13 protein-coding genes are annotated in these 18,637 nt (G+C 64.8%); 7 read left to right on the plus strand and 6 right to left on the minus strand.

Going from position 1 to position 18,637, the window contains the following annotated elements; all coding sequences use genetic code 11:
- Nucleotides 1-309: 309 nt before the first annotated feature.
- The 4 genes from HYR72_17385 to HYR72_17400 are packed head-to-tail and all read left to right on the plus strand — an operon-like array spanning nucleotide 310 to nucleotide 4,439.
- Nucleotides 310-1,554, plus strand: coding sequence for an acyl-CoA dehydrogenase family protein (locus HYR72_17385; protein ID MBI1816755.1), 1,245 nt, complete (start codon nucleotides 310-312; stop codon nucleotides 1,552-1,554).
- A 22-nt stretch (nucleotides 1,555-1,576) separates the two neighbouring features.
- Nucleotides 1,577-2,392, plus strand: a complete 816-nt coding sequence (locus HYR72_17390) for a dienelactone hydrolase family protein (GenBank protein ID MBI1816756.1) — start codon at nucleotides 1,577-1,579, stop codon at nucleotides 2,390-2,392.
- Nucleotides 2,393-2,445: 53 nt separating this feature from the next.
- Nucleotides 2,446-3,288, plus strand: coding sequence for a phytanoyl-CoA dioxygenase family protein (locus HYR72_17395; protein MBI1816757.1), 843 nt, complete (start codon nucleotides 2,446-2,448; stop codon nucleotides 3,286-3,288).
- 26 nt (nucleotides 3,289-3,314) lie between these two features.
- The gene (locus tag HYR72_17400) at nucleotides 3,315-4,439 is read left to right on the plus strand and encodes a GNAT family N-acetyltransferase (protein MBI1816758.1); all 1,125 of its coding nucleotides are present in this window, start codon (nucleotides 3,315-3,317) and stop codon (nucleotides 4,437-4,439) included.
- Between the two features lie 78 nt (nucleotides 4,440-4,517).
- On the opposite strand, the gene HYR72_17405 is transcribed toward HYR72_17400, so the two are convergent.
- Nucleotides 4,518-6,221 (minus strand): aldehyde ferredoxin oxidoreductase, encoded by a 1,704-nt coding sequence (locus HYR72_17405; GenBank protein ID MBI1816759.1) that lies wholly within the window; start codon nucleotides 6,219-6,221, stop codon nucleotides 4,518-4,520.
- Between the two features lie 529 nt (nucleotides 6,222-6,750).
- Between HYR72_17405 and glsA the strand changes: the two genes are divergently transcribed.
- The gene (gene glsA, locus HYR72_17410; GenBank protein ID MBI1816760.1) at nucleotides 6,751-8,586 is read left to right on the plus strand and encodes a glutaminase A; all 1,836 of its coding nucleotides are present in this window, start codon (nucleotides 6,751-6,753) and stop codon (nucleotides 8,584-8,586) included.
- Nucleotides 8,587-8,636: 50 nt separating this feature from the next.
- Here the strand turns inward: glsA and HYR72_17415 are convergent, their stop codons facing one another.
- From HYR72_17415 to HYR72_17435, 5 genes are all read right to left on the minus strand, one after another.
- Nucleotides 8,637-10,244 (minus strand): AMP-binding protein, encoded by a 1,608-nt coding sequence (locus HYR72_17415; protein ID MBI1816761.1) that lies wholly within the window; start codon nucleotides 10,242-10,244, stop codon nucleotides 8,637-8,639.
- A 119-nt stretch (nucleotides 10,245-10,363) separates the two neighbouring features.
- Nucleotides 10,364-11,731 (minus strand): sensor histidine kinase, encoded by a 1,368-nt coding sequence (locus HYR72_17420; protein MBI1816762.1) that lies wholly within the window; start codon nucleotides 11,729-11,731, stop codon nucleotides 10,364-10,366.
- 114 nt (nucleotides 11,732-11,845) lie between these two features.
- Nucleotides 11,846-13,099 (minus strand): FAD-dependent oxidoreductase, encoded by a 1,254-nt coding sequence (locus tag HYR72_17425; protein MBI1816763.1) that lies wholly within the window; start codon nucleotides 13,097-13,099, stop codon nucleotides 11,846-11,848.
- The gene (locus HYR72_17430) at nucleotides 13,096-14,517 is read right to left on the minus strand and encodes an NAD(P)/FAD-dependent oxidoreductase (GenBank protein MBI1816764.1); all 1,422 of its coding nucleotides are present in this window, start codon (nucleotides 14,515-14,517) and stop codon (nucleotides 13,096-13,098) included. Before HYR72_17430 ends, HYR72_17425 begins: the two co-directional genes overlap by 4 nt.
- Before the next feature lie 105 nt (nucleotides 14,518-14,622).
- Complete coding sequence (locus HYR72_17435) at nucleotides 14,623-16,143, minus strand: carbohydrate kinase (GenBank protein MBI1816765.1); 1,521 nt, start codon at nucleotides 16,141-16,143, stop codon at nucleotides 14,623-14,625.
- A 19-nt stretch (nucleotides 16,144-16,162) separates the two neighbouring features.
- On the opposite strand from HYR72_17435, the gene HYR72_17440 reads away from it, so the two are divergent.
- Nucleotides 16,163-16,957, plus strand: coding sequence for a crotonase/enoyl-CoA hydratase family protein (locus HYR72_17440; GenBank protein ID MBI1816766.1), 795 nt, complete (start codon nucleotides 16,163-16,165; stop codon nucleotides 16,955-16,957).
- Between the two features lie 46 nt (nucleotides 16,958-17,003).
- Nucleotides 17,004-18,635, plus strand: a complete 1,632-nt coding sequence (locus HYR72_17445) for an acyl-CoA synthetase (GenBank protein MBI1816767.1) — start codon at nucleotides 17,004-17,006, stop codon at nucleotides 18,633-18,635.
- The last annotated feature ends 2 nt before the right edge of the window (nucleotides 18,636-18,637 follow it).

An 18,637-nucleotide genomic window follows, 5' to 3' on the forward strand; every position in this document is an offset into this window, starting at 1 on the left:
CTCTCTGTAGCCGCGCGGCAGGAAGAGAGATTCTTCGCTTTCGGCCCAGAATGACCTGACTGGGTTGATTGGTCGTTCCCAAGCTGACCCATCACCAGGGCGGGGCAGGGGCTTTGCACAAAAACCCACAACAGTGGGTCCGTCATACCGGCGAAAGCCGGTATCCAGGCGGGGCGTTGGGTGCGATCCTGGATTCCGGCTTTCGCCGGAATGACGAGTGGGGAGGCCGCTCCACCCTTGCGCAAAGCCCGGGGCGCAGAAGACGCGGCGCCGCCCGTCGTGGTACATCTCTCCGCCACGGAGGTGGCGATGGACTTCAACATTCCGGCGGACATTCAGAAGAAGCTGGCCGAACTCGACGACTTCATCGCGCGGGAGATCAAACCGCTCGAACGCGAGCACATGCAGTTCTTCGATCATCGCCGCGAGCACGCGCGCACGGACTGGGATCACGGTGGCCAGCCGCGCAAGGAATGGGAGGCGCTGCTCGCCGAGATGCGCCGGCGCGCCGACGCCGCGGGGCATCTGCGCTACGCGCTGCCACCGGAACTCGGCGGGCAGGGCGCGTCGAACTTGGCCATGGCGATCGTGCGCGAGCATCTCGCTGCAAAGGGCTTGGGGCTGCACAACGACCTGCAGAACGAATCGTCGATCGTCGGTAACTTTCCGGTCGTTCACATGATGCGCGAGTTCGGTACGCCGGAACAGAAGAAGGAATTTCTTCCCGGCTTGATCACCGGTACCCATCGCTTGGGGTTTGGACTGACCGAACCGGATCACGGCAGCGACGCGACGTGGTTGGAGACCACGGCCGTACGCGACGGCAGCGACTGGATCATCAATGGCCAGAAGCGTTTCAATTCGGGCCTGCACAGCGCCAACTACGATATGATTTTCGCCCGCACTTCGGGAAAGCCCGGCGACGGCGACGGCATCACGTGCTTCATCGTCCCGACCAACACACCCGGCTTCAGCGTCGACTTCATGTGGTGGACCTTCAACATGCCGAGCGACCACGCCGAGGTCACGCTGACCAACGTGCGGGTGCCGCAGCGCGCGATCTTCGGCGAAGAGGGCAAGGGACTCGCCCTCGCGCAGCACTTCGTGCACGAGAATCGTATCCGCCAAGCGGCGTCGGGTGTCGGCGCGGCGCAGTACTGCATCAACGAAAGCGTCGCCTACGCCAAGCAACGCATCGTCTTCGGCAAACCGCTGTGGCTGAACCAGGCGATTCAGTTCCCGCTCGCCGAGTTGCAGACCGAGTGCGAGATGGTCCGCACCCTCGTTTACAAGACCGCCTGGCAACTCGATCAGCAGCATCGCATGGACGTCACCGACAAGGTCTCGATGTGCAACTATCGCGCGAACCGGCTCGTCTGCGACGCCGCCGACACCGCGATCCAAGTGCACGGCGGCATCGGCTACACCCGCCACAAGCCGTTCGAGCACATCTATCGCCACCACCGCCGTTACCGCATCACTGAAGGTTCGGACGAAATTCAGATTCGTCGCGTCGCCGGTATCATGTTCGGCCGGCAAGCGAAGCGTGCGTGACGCGCGGACGGAGAATGAAGCGATGACTGAGAGACGACGAATCGGCGCACTGCCAACTGGCTATCCGCGAATGTTGCCGCCAGCGGATACCGCTATCCACACCGACGCGAGCGGTCTCGTCGCGGGTGCGGTTTGGATTCCTGTCGGCGACGGTGAACTACCGGCGTATCGCGCGATGTCGGCGGGCGGCGGACCGCATCCCATTCTCTTGGTCGTGCAGGAAGTGTTTGGCGTCGACGAGTACCTGCAGGACGTTTGTCGGCGCGCGGCGCGCGAAGGATTCCTCGCCATCGCGCCCGAATTGTATGCGCGTCAAGGGAAGCCGGGTGAGGTGACGAGCCGCGAGGATCTCTTCAGGATCGTGCTGTCGGTAGCCGACGCGCAGGTGCTCGCTGATCTTGATGCGTGCGTGGAATGGGCACAGCGGAGCGGCGACGGCGATGCCGCGCGAGTGGGGATTGCCGGCTTCTGCTGGGGCGGACGGATCGTGTGGTTGTACGCGACTCACGCTCGAACGTTGAAGGCGGGCGTTGCGTGGTACGGGCGCTTGGTCGGTGACACTGATCCGCTGCACGCGAAACATCCGCTCGACGTGGCCGATGCGCTCCATGCGCCGGTGCTTGGCCTCTACGGCGGCGAAGACCAAGGCATCCCACTCGACACCGTCGATCAGATGAAAGCGAAACTCGCCGTGGCGAACAGCGCGTCGGAATTCGTGGTCTACGAAGGTGCCCCGCACGCGTTTCACGCCGACTACCGGCCGAGCTACAAACCGGACGCTGCGGCCGACGGCTGGTCGCGCATGCTCGCCTGGCTACGCCGCCACGGCGCAGCGTGACCGCCACGTTGGGCGCGTGCTAAGAGCCGCGTGTGGGGAGGAAGATCGTTTCTCTGACCGATCCGACAGATCGGACCGATCCGACCGATCTGTCCGATGACTACCCCGTGTCGCGCGAGCGAGTCGATGAATTTCAGCTCAAGGGACACACCATCTTGCGGGCGGTGGCGGCGCCGCACGAAGTGGCGGCGTACCGGCCGGCGATCGAGGCCGCCGCGTTGCAACACAAGCGGGAGACGCGGCCGATCGCAGAGCGCGACACTTACGGCAAGGCGTTTCTCCAAGTCACGAATCTGTGGCGCGTGGATGAATCGGTGCGCCGCTTCGTCCACGCCCGCCGCTTCGCCAAGATCGCGGCCGAGCTGCTGGGCGTCGACGGCGTCCGCCTGTATCACGACCAGGCGCTGTTCAAGGAGCCACACGGCGGACGGACTCCGTGGCATCAGGATCAGTACTACTGGCCGTTCGACACCGATCAGACCATCACGATGTGGATGCCGCTCGTCGATGTCCCGATCGAAATCGGCAGCATGACCTTCGCGTCCGGCAGCTTTCGCTTCGGCTACCTCGGCAGCTACGCGATCTCGGATGAGTCGGAGGCCGCCTTCGAAAAAATGATCGCCGAGCACGCGCTGCCGATCGAGACGCACGGAGCCGCGGCCGCCGGCGATGCGACCTTCCATCGCGGATGGACGTTGCACAGCGCCGCGAGTAATCCCACCGACGTGATGCGCTCGGTCATGACGGTGATCTATTTCGCCGACGGCATGCGCGTGGCCGAACCGCAAACGCCGGGGCAGCAATTCGATCTGCACATCTGGCTGCCGGGCCTGAAACCTGGAGACATCGCCGCCAGTCCGATCAATCCGCTGCTGTATCGATCAACCGGCCCGTAGATCGGGCGATTGCGCGTGGTTCTCGCATGAGGGTGGCAACCAATGGCCCGTTCCTGTCGGGCAGTGCGGATCGCTTTGATGAGTGGTTTCATCTTCCGATTGACTTCGTATCGCCTGATCCGCGCGTCGCCGTGCGCCGCGCCCGCCCTACGGAGTTCGAGCGCATCTATGATGCGGTCGACGAGGCGTTCGCCACGAAGCGCCCTCGAGCGTGGTACGATTGGCTGTACCGGCGCAACCCGCATGGAGTGGCGCGCTGTTGGGTTGTGGTCGAAGAAGCCACGGGTCGGCTGGTCGCCACTCAGGCCGGTTGTCCCTGGCCGCTCGCGTCCGGATCCCGACCTGTCGCGGCGATCCTCAGTGCCGACTGGGTGATCGCCCCGGATTGGCGAGGGCGAGGAATCAACGAAGTGCGCCGCGAAGCGCGCAACGCGCATCCATGGGACTACGCGAGTGTTCGCATCGGGTGGCCCAATGCGCGGTCGGGGACCGCGACGAGTCGCAGCAGCTTTGGAGACCAAGTACACGGTCCGATTCCGCGAGCGGTGTTCCTCCTCCGTCCGGCGGAGTATCTACGCCGCCGCGGCTGGCCGCGGCGGCTCTCGGCGGTGGCGGGTCGCATCACCGATGCGACGTTGGCTACCTGGACGGCGCTCCGTCTCGATCGCCAGTTCGACGGCACGATCGAGCCGATTCAACAATTCGATTCGGGATACGACGCGGTGACCGAGCGCTGCATGCGTTGGGAAAAATACTGGTTGCCGCATGATGCGGCGTTCTTGAACTGGCGCTACTTCGCCCATCCCGTGTTCGAATACCGCGCGTGTGCTGCGATCGTCGATGGTGCAGTGGTCGGCTACTGCGTCGTGCAGGTCGGTGGCGAGCGGGCGTGGTTGGCGGAACTGGCCGCGCCGTCGGCGCGGGTCGCCGCTGCGTTCATGCGTTGGGCCATTGCCATCGCGCGCGAGGCCGATTGCACGAATTTTGCGGTCTATGCCCCGCCACGTTGGCGGCATTGGCAAGTGCTCCGTCGCGCGGGGTTTGCGCGAGTGTCCTCGAATCTCTTCATGTCGTTGTTCGCAAGCCAGGAACCCGACTGCCAAGAACTCGATGGTTGGCAATTTCTCGCGGGCGACATCGATGGTTTGTAGTGCAGGCCGTTGCAGAAGCGAAAAAAAGGGGCGACGCATGCGTCGCCCCTACACGAACCAAAGGATGTGAGAGGCGGGTTAACCCACCGCTCTCATCTGGCGCAGCTCGTCGGAGATCGGCATGCGCTCGAACACGCGCATGATCTCTTCCTTCGATGAGGCAAAGACGGCACCGTTCGATGGCACCGCTTCGGTGCGCATCCATGCGGGCAGATCGTTGTCCTCCGGGCCGAATCCCGCGCGGCGGTTGAACTCCCACTCGTCCTGCATACAGTGCCAACCGATGTCGGCCGTCTGTTCGAAGGTCAGCGAGCCGCCGTACATGCAATTGAATAGCGTCCGAATGTCCTCGATGGTTGGCTGCTGAAATTGGCAGAAGCCGCTCGAATCGCACAACGCGTTGATGAGCTGCGACTCCTGCGAGGCCTTGGCGCCGTCTGCCACTGGCATGACAATCAGACCGGCGGTGTGATCCGCGCCCATCGCGCTAGTGGCGTAGGTGATACCGGTGGCGTTGAGCGTGCGCGGCTCCCACGCCGGGACGCCTTGCCCGCGAATCGCCGGGACGCGCGCGGCGTTGAAGCGCTTGCCAACGGCGACCACGCCGCGGCCGATGGTCTCGGCCAGCGGATCGCCCTTGTCGACTTTGTCGAGCAGCGCAATCGCCCCGTCGGCATCGCCGAACTTGAGCGCGCCGCAGTCCATTGCCAGGCCGATTGCGCCACCGGTCTCGATTGTGTCGAGGCCCAACTCGTCGCACAGGCGGTCCATTTGAGCGACCTTGTCGATATCGCCGATGCCGCAGTTCGAGCCACAGAGGGCGAGGGTTTCGAATTCGAGTGCCGAGGTCACGTACTTGCCGTCGGCGTCGTGCACGATATTGGAGCACTTGACGATGCAACCGGTCATGCAGTGATGCATGCTGCCGCCTCGGCTGGCGAAGTTGGCGACGATCTTCGCACCGTCAAGGGCGTCGGCGCCTTCGAACTGCATCTCGCGCCGGTTGCGCGTGGGGAAGGTGCTCATCATGTTGGCGAGCGGCACGGTGGTCGAGGTGCCGAACTGGAACAACTGCGCGCCGGCTAGGTATTCCTTGCTGAGGTTGGCGATGTAGGTCTTGAACGTTGCGGTATCCTGCGCGAGCCGCGCCTTGGTCCCCTCGTCGTCGACGGCAATGGCCTTCAACCCTTTGGCGCCCATCGCGGCACCGAGGCCGCCGCGCGCGGCATGACGTGCCGGATGGCGATGTCCTTCGTCGGTAAAGGCGACGCTGGCACCCGACAGACCGAGCTCGCCCGCCGGCCCGCACATGATGAAGGCGGCGCGGTTCGAAAACTGCGCGCCGAGCTTCTCCGACGCGGCGTAGGTGCGCAGCCCCTTCAACTCGGGGCACTCGCGCAGGGTGACGCCGTCTTTGTTGATCGCTACAAGATAGCGCTTCGATGCATCCTTCGCCTTGCCCTCGACGATGATCGCGCGATAGCCGAGACGCATCAGCTTCTGGCCGGCCTGGCCGCCGGAGTTCGCTTCCTTGATGCCACCGGTCAGCGGGCTCTTCGCGCCCACGCTCATGCGGCCGGAGGTCGGAGCCACTGATCCGGACAATACGCCGGGCGCGATGATCACTTTGTTGGCTGGTCCGAGCGGATCACACTTCGGGTCGACTTCCTTGAGCAGGATCTTCGCCGATAAGGCGCGACCACCAAGGAAGGTCCACTCGTCAGGGAAGGGCTCGTCCTTCGCGGTCAGGTCGGTCAGATTCACGCGCAGCATCTTGTCCATGGGTTCAGCCTCCGTGACGACCATCGTTAGCATGGTGGTGCATCGAAAGGGAAGGCACTCGTTCGAGCGGTAGTGGGGTCAGTTTGAAATTGGAACTGCGGCCCATTTTCTAGTGTCGTGTCTCGTCAATGTCAGTGATAAGCGGTCTTTTCTGAAGCGTAGGGGCGATGCATGCATCGCCCTCCGTGTTTCTCCGCGGTGGACACGTCAATTCGCGGGCGACGCATGCGTCGCCCCTACAGGGAACCGGGAGTTCTTAGTCACTCCGTTCCTACCAATGACGACTTCCGTTGGGTCCAAACTGACCACTACCGTTCCACCAGACTGCTCGAAGAAGCGGCAGCGCTCGCCTGCGGATGCAGCAGCGCGGTGGGACTTACTCCAAGGGCGGTACTGCGGCTCGTCAGCGGAAGGCCGGCACGTAGTTTGTTGTATGGGCCGCGATCGGTGCGCAAGGCGCACGAGCGTTCGATCGAAGTTTCGATCGATGTAAGGGAGGTACTGCGTGTCGGATACAGCGCCGCGCCGCCTGGCCTCTCCGGTTCAGGCGTACCTGGAGCGCCTGTACGGCAAGTACGCCGGGCTGAACGAAGGGACCGTTGCCACGTACATCCCTGAGTTGGCGAAGGCGGACCCGCAGTGGTTCGGAATCTGTCTGGCCACCATCGACGGCCAGATCTACGAAGTCGGCGACACTCGCCAGCCATTCACGATTCAGTCGATCTCCAAACCCTTCGTATACGGCCTTGCGCTCGAAGACGTCGGACACGAAGCGGTGCGCAAGAAAATCGGCGTCGAACCCAGCGGCGATGCGTTCAATTCGATCAGCCTTGCCCCCAGCACCGGCCGCCCGCTCAATCCGATGATCAACGCCGGCGCCATCGTGGCCAGCTCGCTGGTGGCCGGCCGTAGCGCGCAAGACAAACTGGATCGGCTGTTGGCCATGCTCTCGACGTATGCCGGGCACCCGCTCACGATTGATCACGACGTGTACGCGTCGGAGAAGACCACTGGCCATCGCAATCGCGCCATCGGGCACATGCTGCGCAACTTCGGCATTCTCGCCGATGATCCCGAAGCGGCATTGGATCTCTACTTCCAACAGTGTTCGGTTGCGGTCGATTGCCGCGATCTAAGTCTGATGGCGGCGACGCTCGCCAACGGTGGGATCAATCCGGTGACTGGCGAGCGCGCCGTTGGCGACGAAGTCGTCACCAGCATGCTGAGCGTGATGACGACCTGCGGCATGTACGACTACGCGGGCGAGTGGGTGTATGGCGTCGGCATGCCGGCCAAGAGCGGCGTGGCCGGCGGCATCGTGGCGGTCTTACCCGGGCAACTGGGGATCGGCGTGTTCTCGCCGCGCTTGGACGAACGCGGCAACAGCGTGCGCGGGCTCAAGGTGTGCAAGGACCTCTCGACGGACTTCTACCTCCACTGCCTGCGCGTGCCGCGCTCGGCGCGGTCCGCCCTGCGAGGGCAGTACCCGCTATCGGAGGTCAGCTCGAAGCGACGGCGCACTGAGGCGGATCGCGCGCGACTGGATACCGTCGGCCAGCGCGGGCGGGTCTACGATCTCCACGGCGACCTCGGCTTCGCGGCGATCGAGGCATTGATCCGCACGCTGGTGGAAGCCGGCGACGGGCTCGACTTCGCGATCATTGATCTCAAGAAGGTGACGCTGATCGAGGAATCGGACGCCGAGATCTTGTGCGACCTCTTGCTCACCTTTGCGGCCAGCGGCAAGCGCGTGGTGTTCGCCCACGTCGATGACCATTCGCGGCTTATGCGACGCCTTGACGAACAACTCAGCGCCCAGGGTCAGCACGCGATCCTGCTGACGTTTCCCGATCTCGATCTCGCCATCGAGTGGTGCGAGAATCGCCTGCTCGGCGCGTCCGGTCCCGATCGTGGTCAGGCGCCGGCACTCTCGCTGAGCGAACACCAAATTTGCCTGGGAATGTCCGCGGACGCCATCGCGCAGTTGGAAGCGTCCGTCGAACGCCGGCGCTACGACCGCGGCGCGCTTATCGTGCGCAAGGGTGACGCCGCCGACCAGATCTACTTGCTCATGAGCGGCGAGGTGAGCGTCACCATCGATTTGCCCAACGCTCGGGTCAAACGCCTCGCGACCATGTCACCAGGCATGACCTTCGGCGAAATGGCGGTCGTCGATCGCGCGCGTCGATCGGCGGACGTGCGGGCCGACACCGCGGTGGAATGTTGCGCGCTCTCCACCGCCGCCTTCGATCGATTGGGTGAAACGCACCCGGCGATCAAAGCGGCGGTGCTCGAAAATCTATTGCGCCATGTGTCGCGGATGGTCGTTCGCCTCAATCAGGAGGTCGCGACCCTGGCTCGCTAAACTCGGCCGCGCCTGTCAGCATTCCGCACTCCGCAATCCGCATTCCAAAATCAAGAAATTCCCAACGCTTCCATCGCGACTTGTTTGGTGCGCTTGAAATCCGCCTTGCCTGACGGCGAGCGGTACACCTCGTCGACGATCACCACGTGCTTCGGCACCTTGTACCCGGCGAGTTGCGTCTTGACGAACTGTTTGAGCGCGTCGGCATCGATGCGCGCGCCGGTGCTCGACACCACCGCGGTGATGGCTTCGCCCCACCGTTCGTCGGGCACGCCGACGACGACGCTGTCTTTCACGCCGGCGAAGCGCTTGACGACTTCCTCCACTTCTTCGGGAAACACTTTCTCGCCGCCGGTGTTGATGCACACTGAGCCGCGCCCGAGCAGCGTGAGCGTGACGCCGTCGTCATTCACCATGGCCCAGTCACCCGGGACCGAGAAGCGGCCGCCGTCCGTCTCGACGAACGTCCGCGCGCTCTTCTCCGGGTCCTTGTAGTAGCCGACCGGTTGCGCGCCGCCGACTCCGACGAGACCTTTCGCGCCGGGTTTGATCTCGACCACGTTGAGTTGCTCATCAAACAACTTGGTCCGAGGCGTGATCTGGAACTTTGCTGTCGACGACGAGCCGTCCTTGGTGGTGATCGACATGCCCATGCCGACGGCCTCGGAGGAACTGAACGCGTCGATCAGCATCATGTTCGGGTTGTACTTGAGCAGGCCCTGCTTGGTTTCCTGGCTCCACATCACGCCCGATGAAGTCATCATCGCGACTGAAGAGATGTCGTAGGGGCGCGGCGCGGTCTCCAACGCGCGCAGCATCGGTTTGGCGAACGGATCGCCGACGATGGTGAGAGCGGTCGGCTTGGTGCGGTCGACCACCTCCCAGAAGCGCGCCGCATCGAACGTCTTCGGGTCATCGACGATGATCACGGTGCCGCCGGTCATCCATGAGATCATCGCGGTGAACCAGCCGGTGCCGTGCATGAGTGGCGGCCCGATGAGCGTCCGCAAACGCAACGGCGGCGCCGTCACGTACGCGGCGAGCGCGGTCATGTCGGCGGGCGGTTGGCCGAGGCCGCCGGCGGCAAAGCGGTAGTAGAGATCGTCCTGCCGCCACATCACGCCCTTCGGCATGCCGGTGGTGCCGCCGGTGTAAAGGAACATCATGTCGTCGCCGCTGCGCGGTACGGTCGGCGCCGGCCGATCGCTTTCGACGACCGCTTCGTAGTCGTGCGCGCCTGGGTCCAACGGTGCGCCGCTTTCGCGCACGACCAGGACACCTTTGATGCGCGGCAACGTGTTCTGCACCTTGGCGAGCAGCGGCACGAAGTCTTCGTGTACGACGACGATCTCCGCATCGGCGTTGTCGAGCAGATAGCGCAGCTCCTCCTCGCGGTAGCGGTAGTTGACGTTCACCGGTACGAGCGCGGACTTGAATGCGGCGTAGACCGCTTCCATGTAGGCCGGATGGTTGTAGGTGTAGATCGCCACTTTAGCTTGATGCGACGCGCCTTGTGCCAGCATCCAGGCGGCGAGGTTGCGGGCGCGACGCTCGGTTTGCCGCCACGAAACGCGGCGCGCGCCCTGCACGATGGCGTCTTCATCGCCCCGGATAGCAGCGATCTGGTCGAGGCAGTCGGCGATGTTCCACGTCGGCATACGATTCTCTCCTGGGCTCGGTCCTCGCGAGCAAAACTCGGCGGTGATTGGGGCTAACACCGCATCGCCAGCGGATCAATGGTGATGGCGTGTGCCGAAATCGGCGCGGGCGCTGGCGGCTATGCTTCGGCGGCGAACTGCTCGGATTCGACCGATTCGTGCAGCGGGATACACACTCGCACCGTGGTCCCGCCGTGCGGGGCGCTGGAGATCTCCACTTCGCCATCCAGTAAGCGGGCGCGCTCACGAATCCCGAGCAGGCCGAGCGACTTCGAACTCCGCAACTCGGCCGCGGTGATGCCGCGCCCATCGTCGTGAATCTCCAAGCGCGCCCCGTCCGCATCGGCGCGCAGCGTAATGGAGACGTTGCGCGCATCGGCGTGACGCGCGACGTTGGTGAGGGTCTCCTGAACGATGCGAAAGAGCGCCGTCGATCGGGCTGTATCGACCGCAAACGTGCGCGGCTCGCAATTGAACGCGCAGCGCACGCCGCAGCGCTCTTGAAATTCTCGCGCTTGCCAGGCGATGGCCGCGGTCAGTCCCAAGTCGTCCAAGAGACTCGGTCGCAAGTCGCTGGCGATGCGCTTCACCGACTGCATCATCGTACTGGCCGCGTCGGACATGCTCTTCAGCTGCTCGCGGACGATCGGCACGACGTCGTCATCGTCAACCTTGGTGAGCCGAATCGACAGCAGCGCCAGCTCGATCTTGAACGCCGTCAACATCTGGCCGAGGTCGTCGTGGATCTCGCGGGCGATCCGCGTGCGCTCCGCCTCGCGCACCGACTCCAGCCGAGCAGACAGTGCTTGCAACCGTTCGTTGGCCTCCTGCAACGCCTCGGTGCGCTCGCTCACGCGCCGTTCGAGATCTGTGTTGAGGACGCGCAGGGCGAGTTCTGCGCGTTGCCGGGCGGCCAACTCGCGCAGCGAAGCCAGCCGATAGCGCTGCACCTCACGCGCAGTGACCAAGGAGATGCCCAGGCCGATGATGACCGCCGCTCCCGGGTCATCGAGTAGGACATGCAGATCCCCGTCTGCCCAATACACCGCGAAGCAGAGCAACGCGGCACCAACTAACGCGGTAGTGATCTGCGGGATGAGTCCCCACGGTAACAGCGTGGCCGTTGTCAGTGCCCCGCCGACGAACAGCACGGCCGTGGTTTCGTACTCTCGACTCGGGCTGACGATGCCCGAGAGCGCGGTGAGCCCGTACGAGGCGACAATCACCGCGAAGGTTACTGCCAGGGCGTGGCGCGTAACCCATGCGCCGCGGACGAGCACCAGGGCCGCGGTGGTCAGCGACATCCCAATACACTTGACCACGAACGGCGCCGCCAATCGCGGGGCGAACGCTAGCTCCAGGGCGGTGAAACTGATCCCGGCGACGAGCGCGATCCACAGGATCGAGCGCAGGCGTGAAACGAGCAGCGCGGCGGGTATGCCGTTGCGACCGTCGGTGGAGAGTGCGGCCGAGTCGATGCCTTCCATAGAACTTACGTGACTGACCAACCTACGCAGACTCGCTGATCGCACACCTGGTGCAAGCTCGTCAAGCGCAGTGCAGAGCGGTTGCCGGGTTGTGGCGGAAGAACCGCCTGCCATCTACGAGGCAGAGAGTTGGAGCGTGATCGACTCGCCGTTAGGGTCGACCATGTCGAGCCAGTCGGCGGACACGTGCAGCGGCAGGGTTGGGACCAAGCGGCGGTAGCGCTGTCGCCAGAGTACCCGCGTCCCTTGCCGCACACTCAGATCCGCGTCGTCGCAGAATTCTCGCACTCGCGCGGTGAAACGATCGCGCGGCGGACGTTGATCGGCGCCGCCGATCGCGCTCGGTGAAATCCAGTACAGCGGTGGCGCGCAGATGAGCGGCAGAGGCGGTCGCTCGCACCAGCGTCCCGACTCGAGGAACGTGGTCACGGCGCGCGCAGCGTGGCGGCCACTCAGCGCAGCGATGTCGGCAGTCTCCGCTGCGTGCAGGAGGTTGCCGGCCGCGAACACGCCGCGGATCGATGTTCGCAAACTGCAATCGACCCGCGGCGCGCGAGTGGCCGGGTCCATGGCCAAGCCGCCGCGGCGCGCCAGTTCGTGATCCGGAAGCCAGTCGCCGGTGAAAATCACGGTGTCACACTCGATCCAGCGCGTGGCGCCGGTGCGTGTGTCCGTCACCTCGACGGCTTCGACTCGGTGCCGGCCGATGATTTGCGTTATCCGGTGCGAGACCAGAATCGGAACGCGTCGCCGCGTCGCGCTCAGCCACTTGTATGGCAGATAGGTCTGATGCCGTGGATGCTCGGTGAGCATCGCGACTGTGGTCGCGCCGCCGTGCGCGAGGGTCAGCACGGCGGAGAAGCTGACGTGCTCGGCGCCAACGACCACCGCGCGCCGCCCGACGGATTGCCGGTGGAGATAGACGGCCTGTTGCAACGCGCCGGTGGTCAGCACGCCGAGCGGGCGATCGCCGGGAATGAGCCGCGCGGCGCGCGGCCGCTCGCGACAGCCGGTGGCGAGCACGACCGCGCGCGCGGTCACGGTGTCGAGCCCCGCCGGACTGGTCAGGCGCACGGTGTCGTCGCTCGACCAGTCGGTCACCGTGGTCTGCGTCCGCAGCTCGACACCGGCTCGTTGGGCACGCGACACGTAATGCTGCGCGTAATGCGGCCCGGTGAACAGACGACGCAGATCGCGCAGGCCGAAGCCGATGTGATTTGCATGGCGCGGCACTCCTCCCGCGTCGCTTTCGCGCTCGACTACCAGCACGCGCGCTACGCCGAGCCGGCGCAGCTCGATCGCCGTTGCGAGGCCGGCGGGACCGCTGCCGACGATTAGCACGTCGACCTGGGGTGCGGGTGCGATCATGGGTCGAGTCCGAGCAAGGCATCCACAGACTGCCCGGTAGCTTCGGCCACAAAGCTGGTGATCGCCGCGCTGCAGTAAAATCCTTGGCAGCGGCCGAGCAGCGCGCGGGTGCGCCGCCGCACGCCGTCGAGGTTGCGCGCGGGAATCAATGCGCGCGTTGCGGCGAGGATTTCGCCGCGAGTGACGCGCTCGCAGTGGCACATGATGCAGCCGTAGTCGGGATTGGCGGCGATCATCTCGGCGCACTGGTACGGACGGGCGAAGGCTTCACCGATGTTTTGCATCGTCACGTTCTGGAAGTCGTCTCGTTCCTCCAGTTGAAGTCCGGCGTCAGCGAGTCCGGCGACGACATACTCGGCAATCGCCATCGACGCCGACAAGCCGGTGGAGCGAATGCCGCCAACGCACACGTAGTGCTGGTCTGGATAGAAGGCGATCTGGTAGTCGCTGTGCTCCGTTGCCGCGCGCAACCCGACGTAAATCGCCGTCACCTCTTCGTCGATCAACGCGGGCATGATCCGCTGGCCGCGCTCGCGGAGATGGGCGATGCCGGCGGCGGTGGAGGCGGTGGCGGTTTTGTCGGGGATGTCTTCTGCCGTCGGTCCGAGCATCACGTTCCCAAACACTGTTGGACTGATCAGCACACCCTTGCTCGTCTTGGTCGGGACTTGCAGCAGGATGTGACTCACTAGTGGTCGCGCCAACTTGTCGAAGACCAGCAACTCGCCGCGTCGCGGCGTGACGCTAAACGTCTCGTGGCCGAACCAGCGATCGATGCGATCGGCATACAACCCGGCGGCGTTGATGACGTACCGGCTCGCGAACGTGGCGCGGGGAGTCTGCAGCAAATGCACGCCAGTGTCGTTGCGCGTGATCGACTCGACCGGACTCGACAGTCGCAACGCGACGCCGCTGGCGACGGCTTGGGTGGCGAAGGCGAGCGGGGTCGTGAACGGGCAGATGATGTGTTCATCGGGAATGGCGAGCGCCCCGAGCGCGCCGGCGCCCAGGTGCGGTTCGGTCGCATACAGCTCTGCGGTCGTGACTCGCCGAGTCGCCGCGTAGCCGTTGCGCGCGGCGGCTGCGGCGATCGCCGGCAACGCGGCGAGCTGTTCGGCGTCCCATGCAATCAGCAGGGCGCCGGTGCGCTCGATCGGAATGCCGGCCGCGGTTCCGTATTCGCTCAACAACGCGTGGCCACGCCGCACCAGGCGGGCTTCGAGCGTGCCGGGCTTCGCGTCAAAGCCGGTATGCAGGATGGCGGTGTTGGCCTTGCTCGTCCCGGTGCCGACGTCGGCGGTGGCTTCGATCAGTACGACGCGCAACTGATAGCGCGCCAGTTCGCGGGCAATCGCCGCGCCGATCACGCCGGCGCCGATCACCGCGACGTCGTAGCTCTCAGTTGGATCGTTCGGCATAGGCGATCACTTTGAATTGCCCTCGTGTCATTCTCTGAGGCGTAGGGGCGACGCATGCGTCGCCCCTACAAGGAACGGAAAATTCGCAGCCATGGGTGATGCCCACTAGAGCACCATGGTCGCTGTGGCGACATCGTGCCATCGCCGCAGTCGAGCCGCTGCTTCGTCGCTGCTGAGATGGGGTTCGTAGGTGACGACAGCCGCGCGGCGACCGACGGCTTCGGCCGGAGTCTTGGCGCCGCCGACTCCAAGGCGCGCGAGCGCAGCGACACCGAGGGCCGTCGCGTGGGGTGATGCGGACACCTCGATGGGGATTTGCAGTAGGTCAGCTTGCGTTTGCATCAACACGCGTGAGCGAGTCAGCCCGCCGTCAACACGCAAGCGACTCAGCGGCCGGCCGAGGTCGTCGCCCGCGGCGCGTGCCAGCCATGCCACCTGTGCGGCGATGCCGTCGATGACCGCGCGGATGAGATCACCGCGCTGGGTGGCGAGGGAGAGGCCGACGAATGACCCGCGTGCGGCCGGTCGCCAGAACGGTGCGGCGAGTCCAGCGAGTGCCGGAACGAAGACCACATCGCTGCGGTGTGACGAGTCGCCTTCGCTTGAATCGAGATCGGACGGGTCGTTGATCACGCCAATCCGTTGCAGCCAATTGACTGCCGCGCCGACGGTGTAGACTTGGCCGTCCAAGCAGTACGTCGTCTCTCCTCCCAAACGCCACGCCACGCAGGTGGCGAGGCCGGCGCCCGACCGCGTCGGCTGCGCGCCGGTGGTGGCGAGCAGAAACGCGCCGGTGCCGTAGGTGCACTTCGCCTCGCCGCGGTCGAAGCACGCTTGCGCGAACAACGCCGCTTGTTGATCGACCGCGTGTCCGGCGACTGGCGCCGTGGCACCGAACGCGGACGTTTCACCGATCGCCTCGGCGCAGCCCGTGATCGTTGGGAGCGACTCGGGATCGACGCCGAAGACGGAACAGGCTCGCGGAGACCAACGTCCGCTGCTCAAGTCCATGAGTAACGTGCGCGACGCCGTCGCCGCGTCGGTGACGAACGCGCCGGTCAAGCGATGCAGCAGCCAGGTGTCGGTGGTGGTGCAAACGCCGTCGCGGGTGACGTGCGCGCGCAGCCACGCGATTTTTGGCGCAGCGAAATATGGATCGAGCGGGAGCCCCGTCAGTGCGCGGAGCGACTCGGCTTGCGGGCGCAACCGCTCACAGACTTCGGTTGCGCGGCGATCTTGCCACGAGAGTGCGGTCGAGAGCGGCGCGCCACTCGAACGATCCCATGCGAGGATGGTCTCGCCTTGATTTGCCAAGCCGACGGCGTTGATCGGCACTGCGGCGTGAGCCACCGCTTGCCGGCCCGCGGTCAGTATGGATGCCCACAACTCTTCGGGGTCTTGTTCCACGCCACCGCCATCCACGATCTTGGGATGCACCGCCACCTCGGCCAACGCGAGGATGTCGCCTGCGGGCGCCACCACCAGCGCCTTGGTTGACGATGTCCCTTGATCGATCGCGAGCACGTGCACGGCGCGCAGATACGCCCGCTGCAATGCGGACGCAAACTGACGTGACGCAGGCACGGATTGTCGTCGCCCGCGCGGCCTTGTAGTGTGCGGCGCCATTTGCAAGGAGTGAAACAAGATGTCCGATCTCCTCGTCGAACGCGATCACGCCGCGATGATCCTCACCATGAATCGGCCGAAGCGCATGAACGCGCTGTCGCCCGATATGATGGGTCGGATGTTCGAGGCGTGGCAGCAAGGTTCGGCTGATCCGGCCGTGCGCTGCTTCATCCTCACCGGCGCCGGCGGCAACTTTTGTTCCGGGATGGATCTGCGCGCGATGAGCGGCGACGTCGATGAAGAGCCGAGCGAGTACGTCCAGCGCGTGCGCCAAGACCCGACGGTTTTTCTCAAGGCACTGCTGCGCGATTACCGCCCGACCAAGCCGATCATCGCCGCGGTCGAAGGCGTCGCTATCGCCGGCGGTACGGAAATTCTGCAAGGCACCGACATCCGAGTCGCTGGGAGCAGCGCGCGCTTCGGAGTTTCCGAAGTCCGCTGGGGGTTGTACCCCGGCGCTGGTTCGGCCGTGCGCTTGCGCCGCCAAATTCCGTACACGGTTGCCGCGGAGATTCTCCTCACCGGCAAGCACATCACCGCCGCCGAGGCGAAGGAGTACGGGCTGATCGGTCACGTCGTGGCGGAGGGCGAGGCGTTGGCGAAGGCGAAGGAGATCGCCGCGACGATTGCCGAGAACGGACCGCTCGCGGTCGAGGCGATTCTCAAGACGCTGCACAAGACCGATGGGATGAGCGAAGCCGAGGCGTTGGTGTTCGACTTCGAAGTCGGTATGCCGATCTTCCGCACCGAGGACGCCAAGGAAGGTCCACTCGCATTCACGCAGAAGCGCAAACCCAACTTCAAGCGACGCTAGACCTCGCCGCGGATTGTTCACGACGAAGGACACGAAGAGTAGAGAGATGGAATTCAACGTTGCCGATCTCGTCGAAGCTGCCGCTGATAGAATTCCCGATCGGGAAATTCTCGTCTGTGGACCGAACCGGCTCACCTTCGCGCAGCTCGATGCGCGCGCCAATCGCCTGGCGCACTACTTCCAATCACTCGGGCTCGGCCGCGGCGACTTCATCGGTGTGTACGGCTTCAACAGTTCATACTGGGTCGAGGCCATGCTCGCCGCATACAAGATCCGTGCGGTGCCGATCAACGTGAACTATCGCTACGTCGAAGAGGAGTTGTTCTACCTGTTCGACAACGCCGACCTCGTCGCGCTGGTACACGATGCGCAGTTCGCGCCGCGCATCGCCAATGTGCGCGCGCGGCTTCCCAAGCTGCGGCACTGCATCGCGATGGAGGATGACAGCGGCGAGGACTGCGCGGCGATCGGTTCCGTCGCCTATGAACACGCACTGGCGCAGGGCTCGCCGGCGCGCGACTTCGCGCCGCGTTCGGGCGATGACTTGTACGTCCTCTACACCGGCGGCACCACCGGCAAGCCGAAGGGCGTCATGTGGCGTCATCAGGATGTGATCTTCACCCTGGGCGGCGGCATCGACTACGTGACGCGTGAGCCCGCCGAGAATCCCGCGACGCTGACGAACAAGATCACCCCCGATGCGTATCTGACGATGGCGCCGTTAGCGCCGCTGATGCACGGCGCGGCGCAGTGGGCGGTGCTCGGTCCAATGTTCATCGGCAACCGCATCGCGTTGTGGACGGGCCGCTTCGATCCGCACGCGGTGTGGCGCATGGTCGAACGCGAGCGCGTCAACAGCATCCAACTCACCGGTGACGCGATGGGACGCCCGCTCATCGAGGCGCTCGATGAAGCGGGCGTCAGTTACGATCTCTCGTCGGTGATCGTGATTTCCAGCACGGCGGCCGTGTTCTCCCCGTCGGTGAAGCTGCAGTACCTGGAGCGGTTCCCCAACGCGATGCTGATGGACGCCACTGGTTCGTCGGAGCAAGGCTTCACGGGGATGAGCATGGTGACGAAGGAGAACCTCGCACACGGCGGCACGAAGACGCGCGGCGTGCACGTGAACCCGGGCCGCGATGTGGCGGTGTTTGACGAGGACCTCAAGCGCATCGAGCCAGGATCCGGAGTGATCGGCAAACTCGCGCGCGGCGGCAACATCCCGATCGGCTACTACAAAGATGAGGCAAAGAGCGCGGAGACGTTTGTCGAAGTCGAGGGCCATCGATGGGCGATTCCGGGTGACTATGCCACCGTGGAAGCCGATGGGAGTGTCATGCTGCTCGGGCGCGGGTCGGTGAGTATCAACTCGGGCGGCGAGAAAATTTTTCCCGAAGAAGTCGAAGGGGCGCTGAAATCCCATCCAGGTGTGTTCGATGCGATCGTGGTTGGTGTGCCCGACGAACGCTGGGGCAGTCGTGTCGCCGCCGTCGTGCAAGCGCGGACCGGACAGCAGCCGACGCTGGGCGAACTCACCGAGCACTGCCGCACCCACATCGCCGGCTACAAGATTCCGCGCGAGCTACACCTGGTCGAGCAGATGCGCCGCTCGCCGAGCGGCAAGCCCGACTATCCGTGGGCGCAAGAGCTGGCGCGCAGCGGGCGGCATCGCGTGTGACG

It is taken from the genome of Deltaproteobacteria bacterium (genome assembly GCA_016178705.1).
Taxonomy (GTDB): domain Bacteria; phylum Desulfobacterota; class Binatia; order HRBIN30; family JACQVA1; genus JACOST01.

Bases quoted from the DNA above. Each gene is read 5' to 3' on its own strand.
- HYR72_17430 (MBI1816764.1), bottom strand. From the start codon at position 14,517: ATGCCGAACGATCCAACTGAGAGCTACGACGTCGCGGTGATCGGCGCC.
- HYR72_17420 (MBI1816762.1), bottom strand. From the start codon at position 11,731: ATGGAAGGCATCGACTCGGCCGCACTCTCCACCGACGGTCGCAACGGC.
- HYR72_17385 (MBI1816755.1), top strand. From the start codon at position 310: ATGGACTTCAACATTCCGGCGGACATTCAGAAGAAGCTGGCCGAACTC.
- HYR72_17400 (MBI1816758.1), top strand. From the start codon at position 3,315: ATGAGGGTGGCAACCAATGGCCCGTTCCTGTCGGGCAGTGCGGATCGC.
- HYR72_17435 (MBI1816765.1), bottom strand. From the start codon at position 16,143: ATGGCGCCGCACACTACAAGGCCGCGCGGGCGACGACAATCCGTGCCT.
- HYR72_17405 (MBI1816759.1), bottom strand. From the start codon at position 6,221: ATGGACAAGATGCTGCGCGTGAATCTGACCGACCTGACCGCGAAGGAC.
- HYR72_17425 (MBI1816763.1), bottom strand. From the start codon at position 13,099: ATGATCGCACCCGCACCCCAGGTCGACGTGCTAATCGTCGGCAGCGGT.
- HYR72_17390 (MBI1816756.1), top strand. From the start codon at position 1,577: ATGACTGAGAGACGACGAATCGGCGCACTGCCAACTGGCTATCCGCGA.
- HYR72_17440 (MBI1816766.1), top strand. From the start codon at position 16,163: ATGTCCGATCTCCTCGTCGAACGCGATCACGCCGCGATGATCCTCACC.
- HYR72_17415 (MBI1816761.1), bottom strand. From the start codon at position 10,244: ATGCCGACGTGGAACATCGCCGACTGCCTCGACCAGATCGCTGCTATC.
- HYR72_17445 (MBI1816767.1), top strand. From the start codon at position 17,004: ATGGAATTCAACGTTGCCGATCTCGTCGAAGCTGCCGCTGATAGAATT.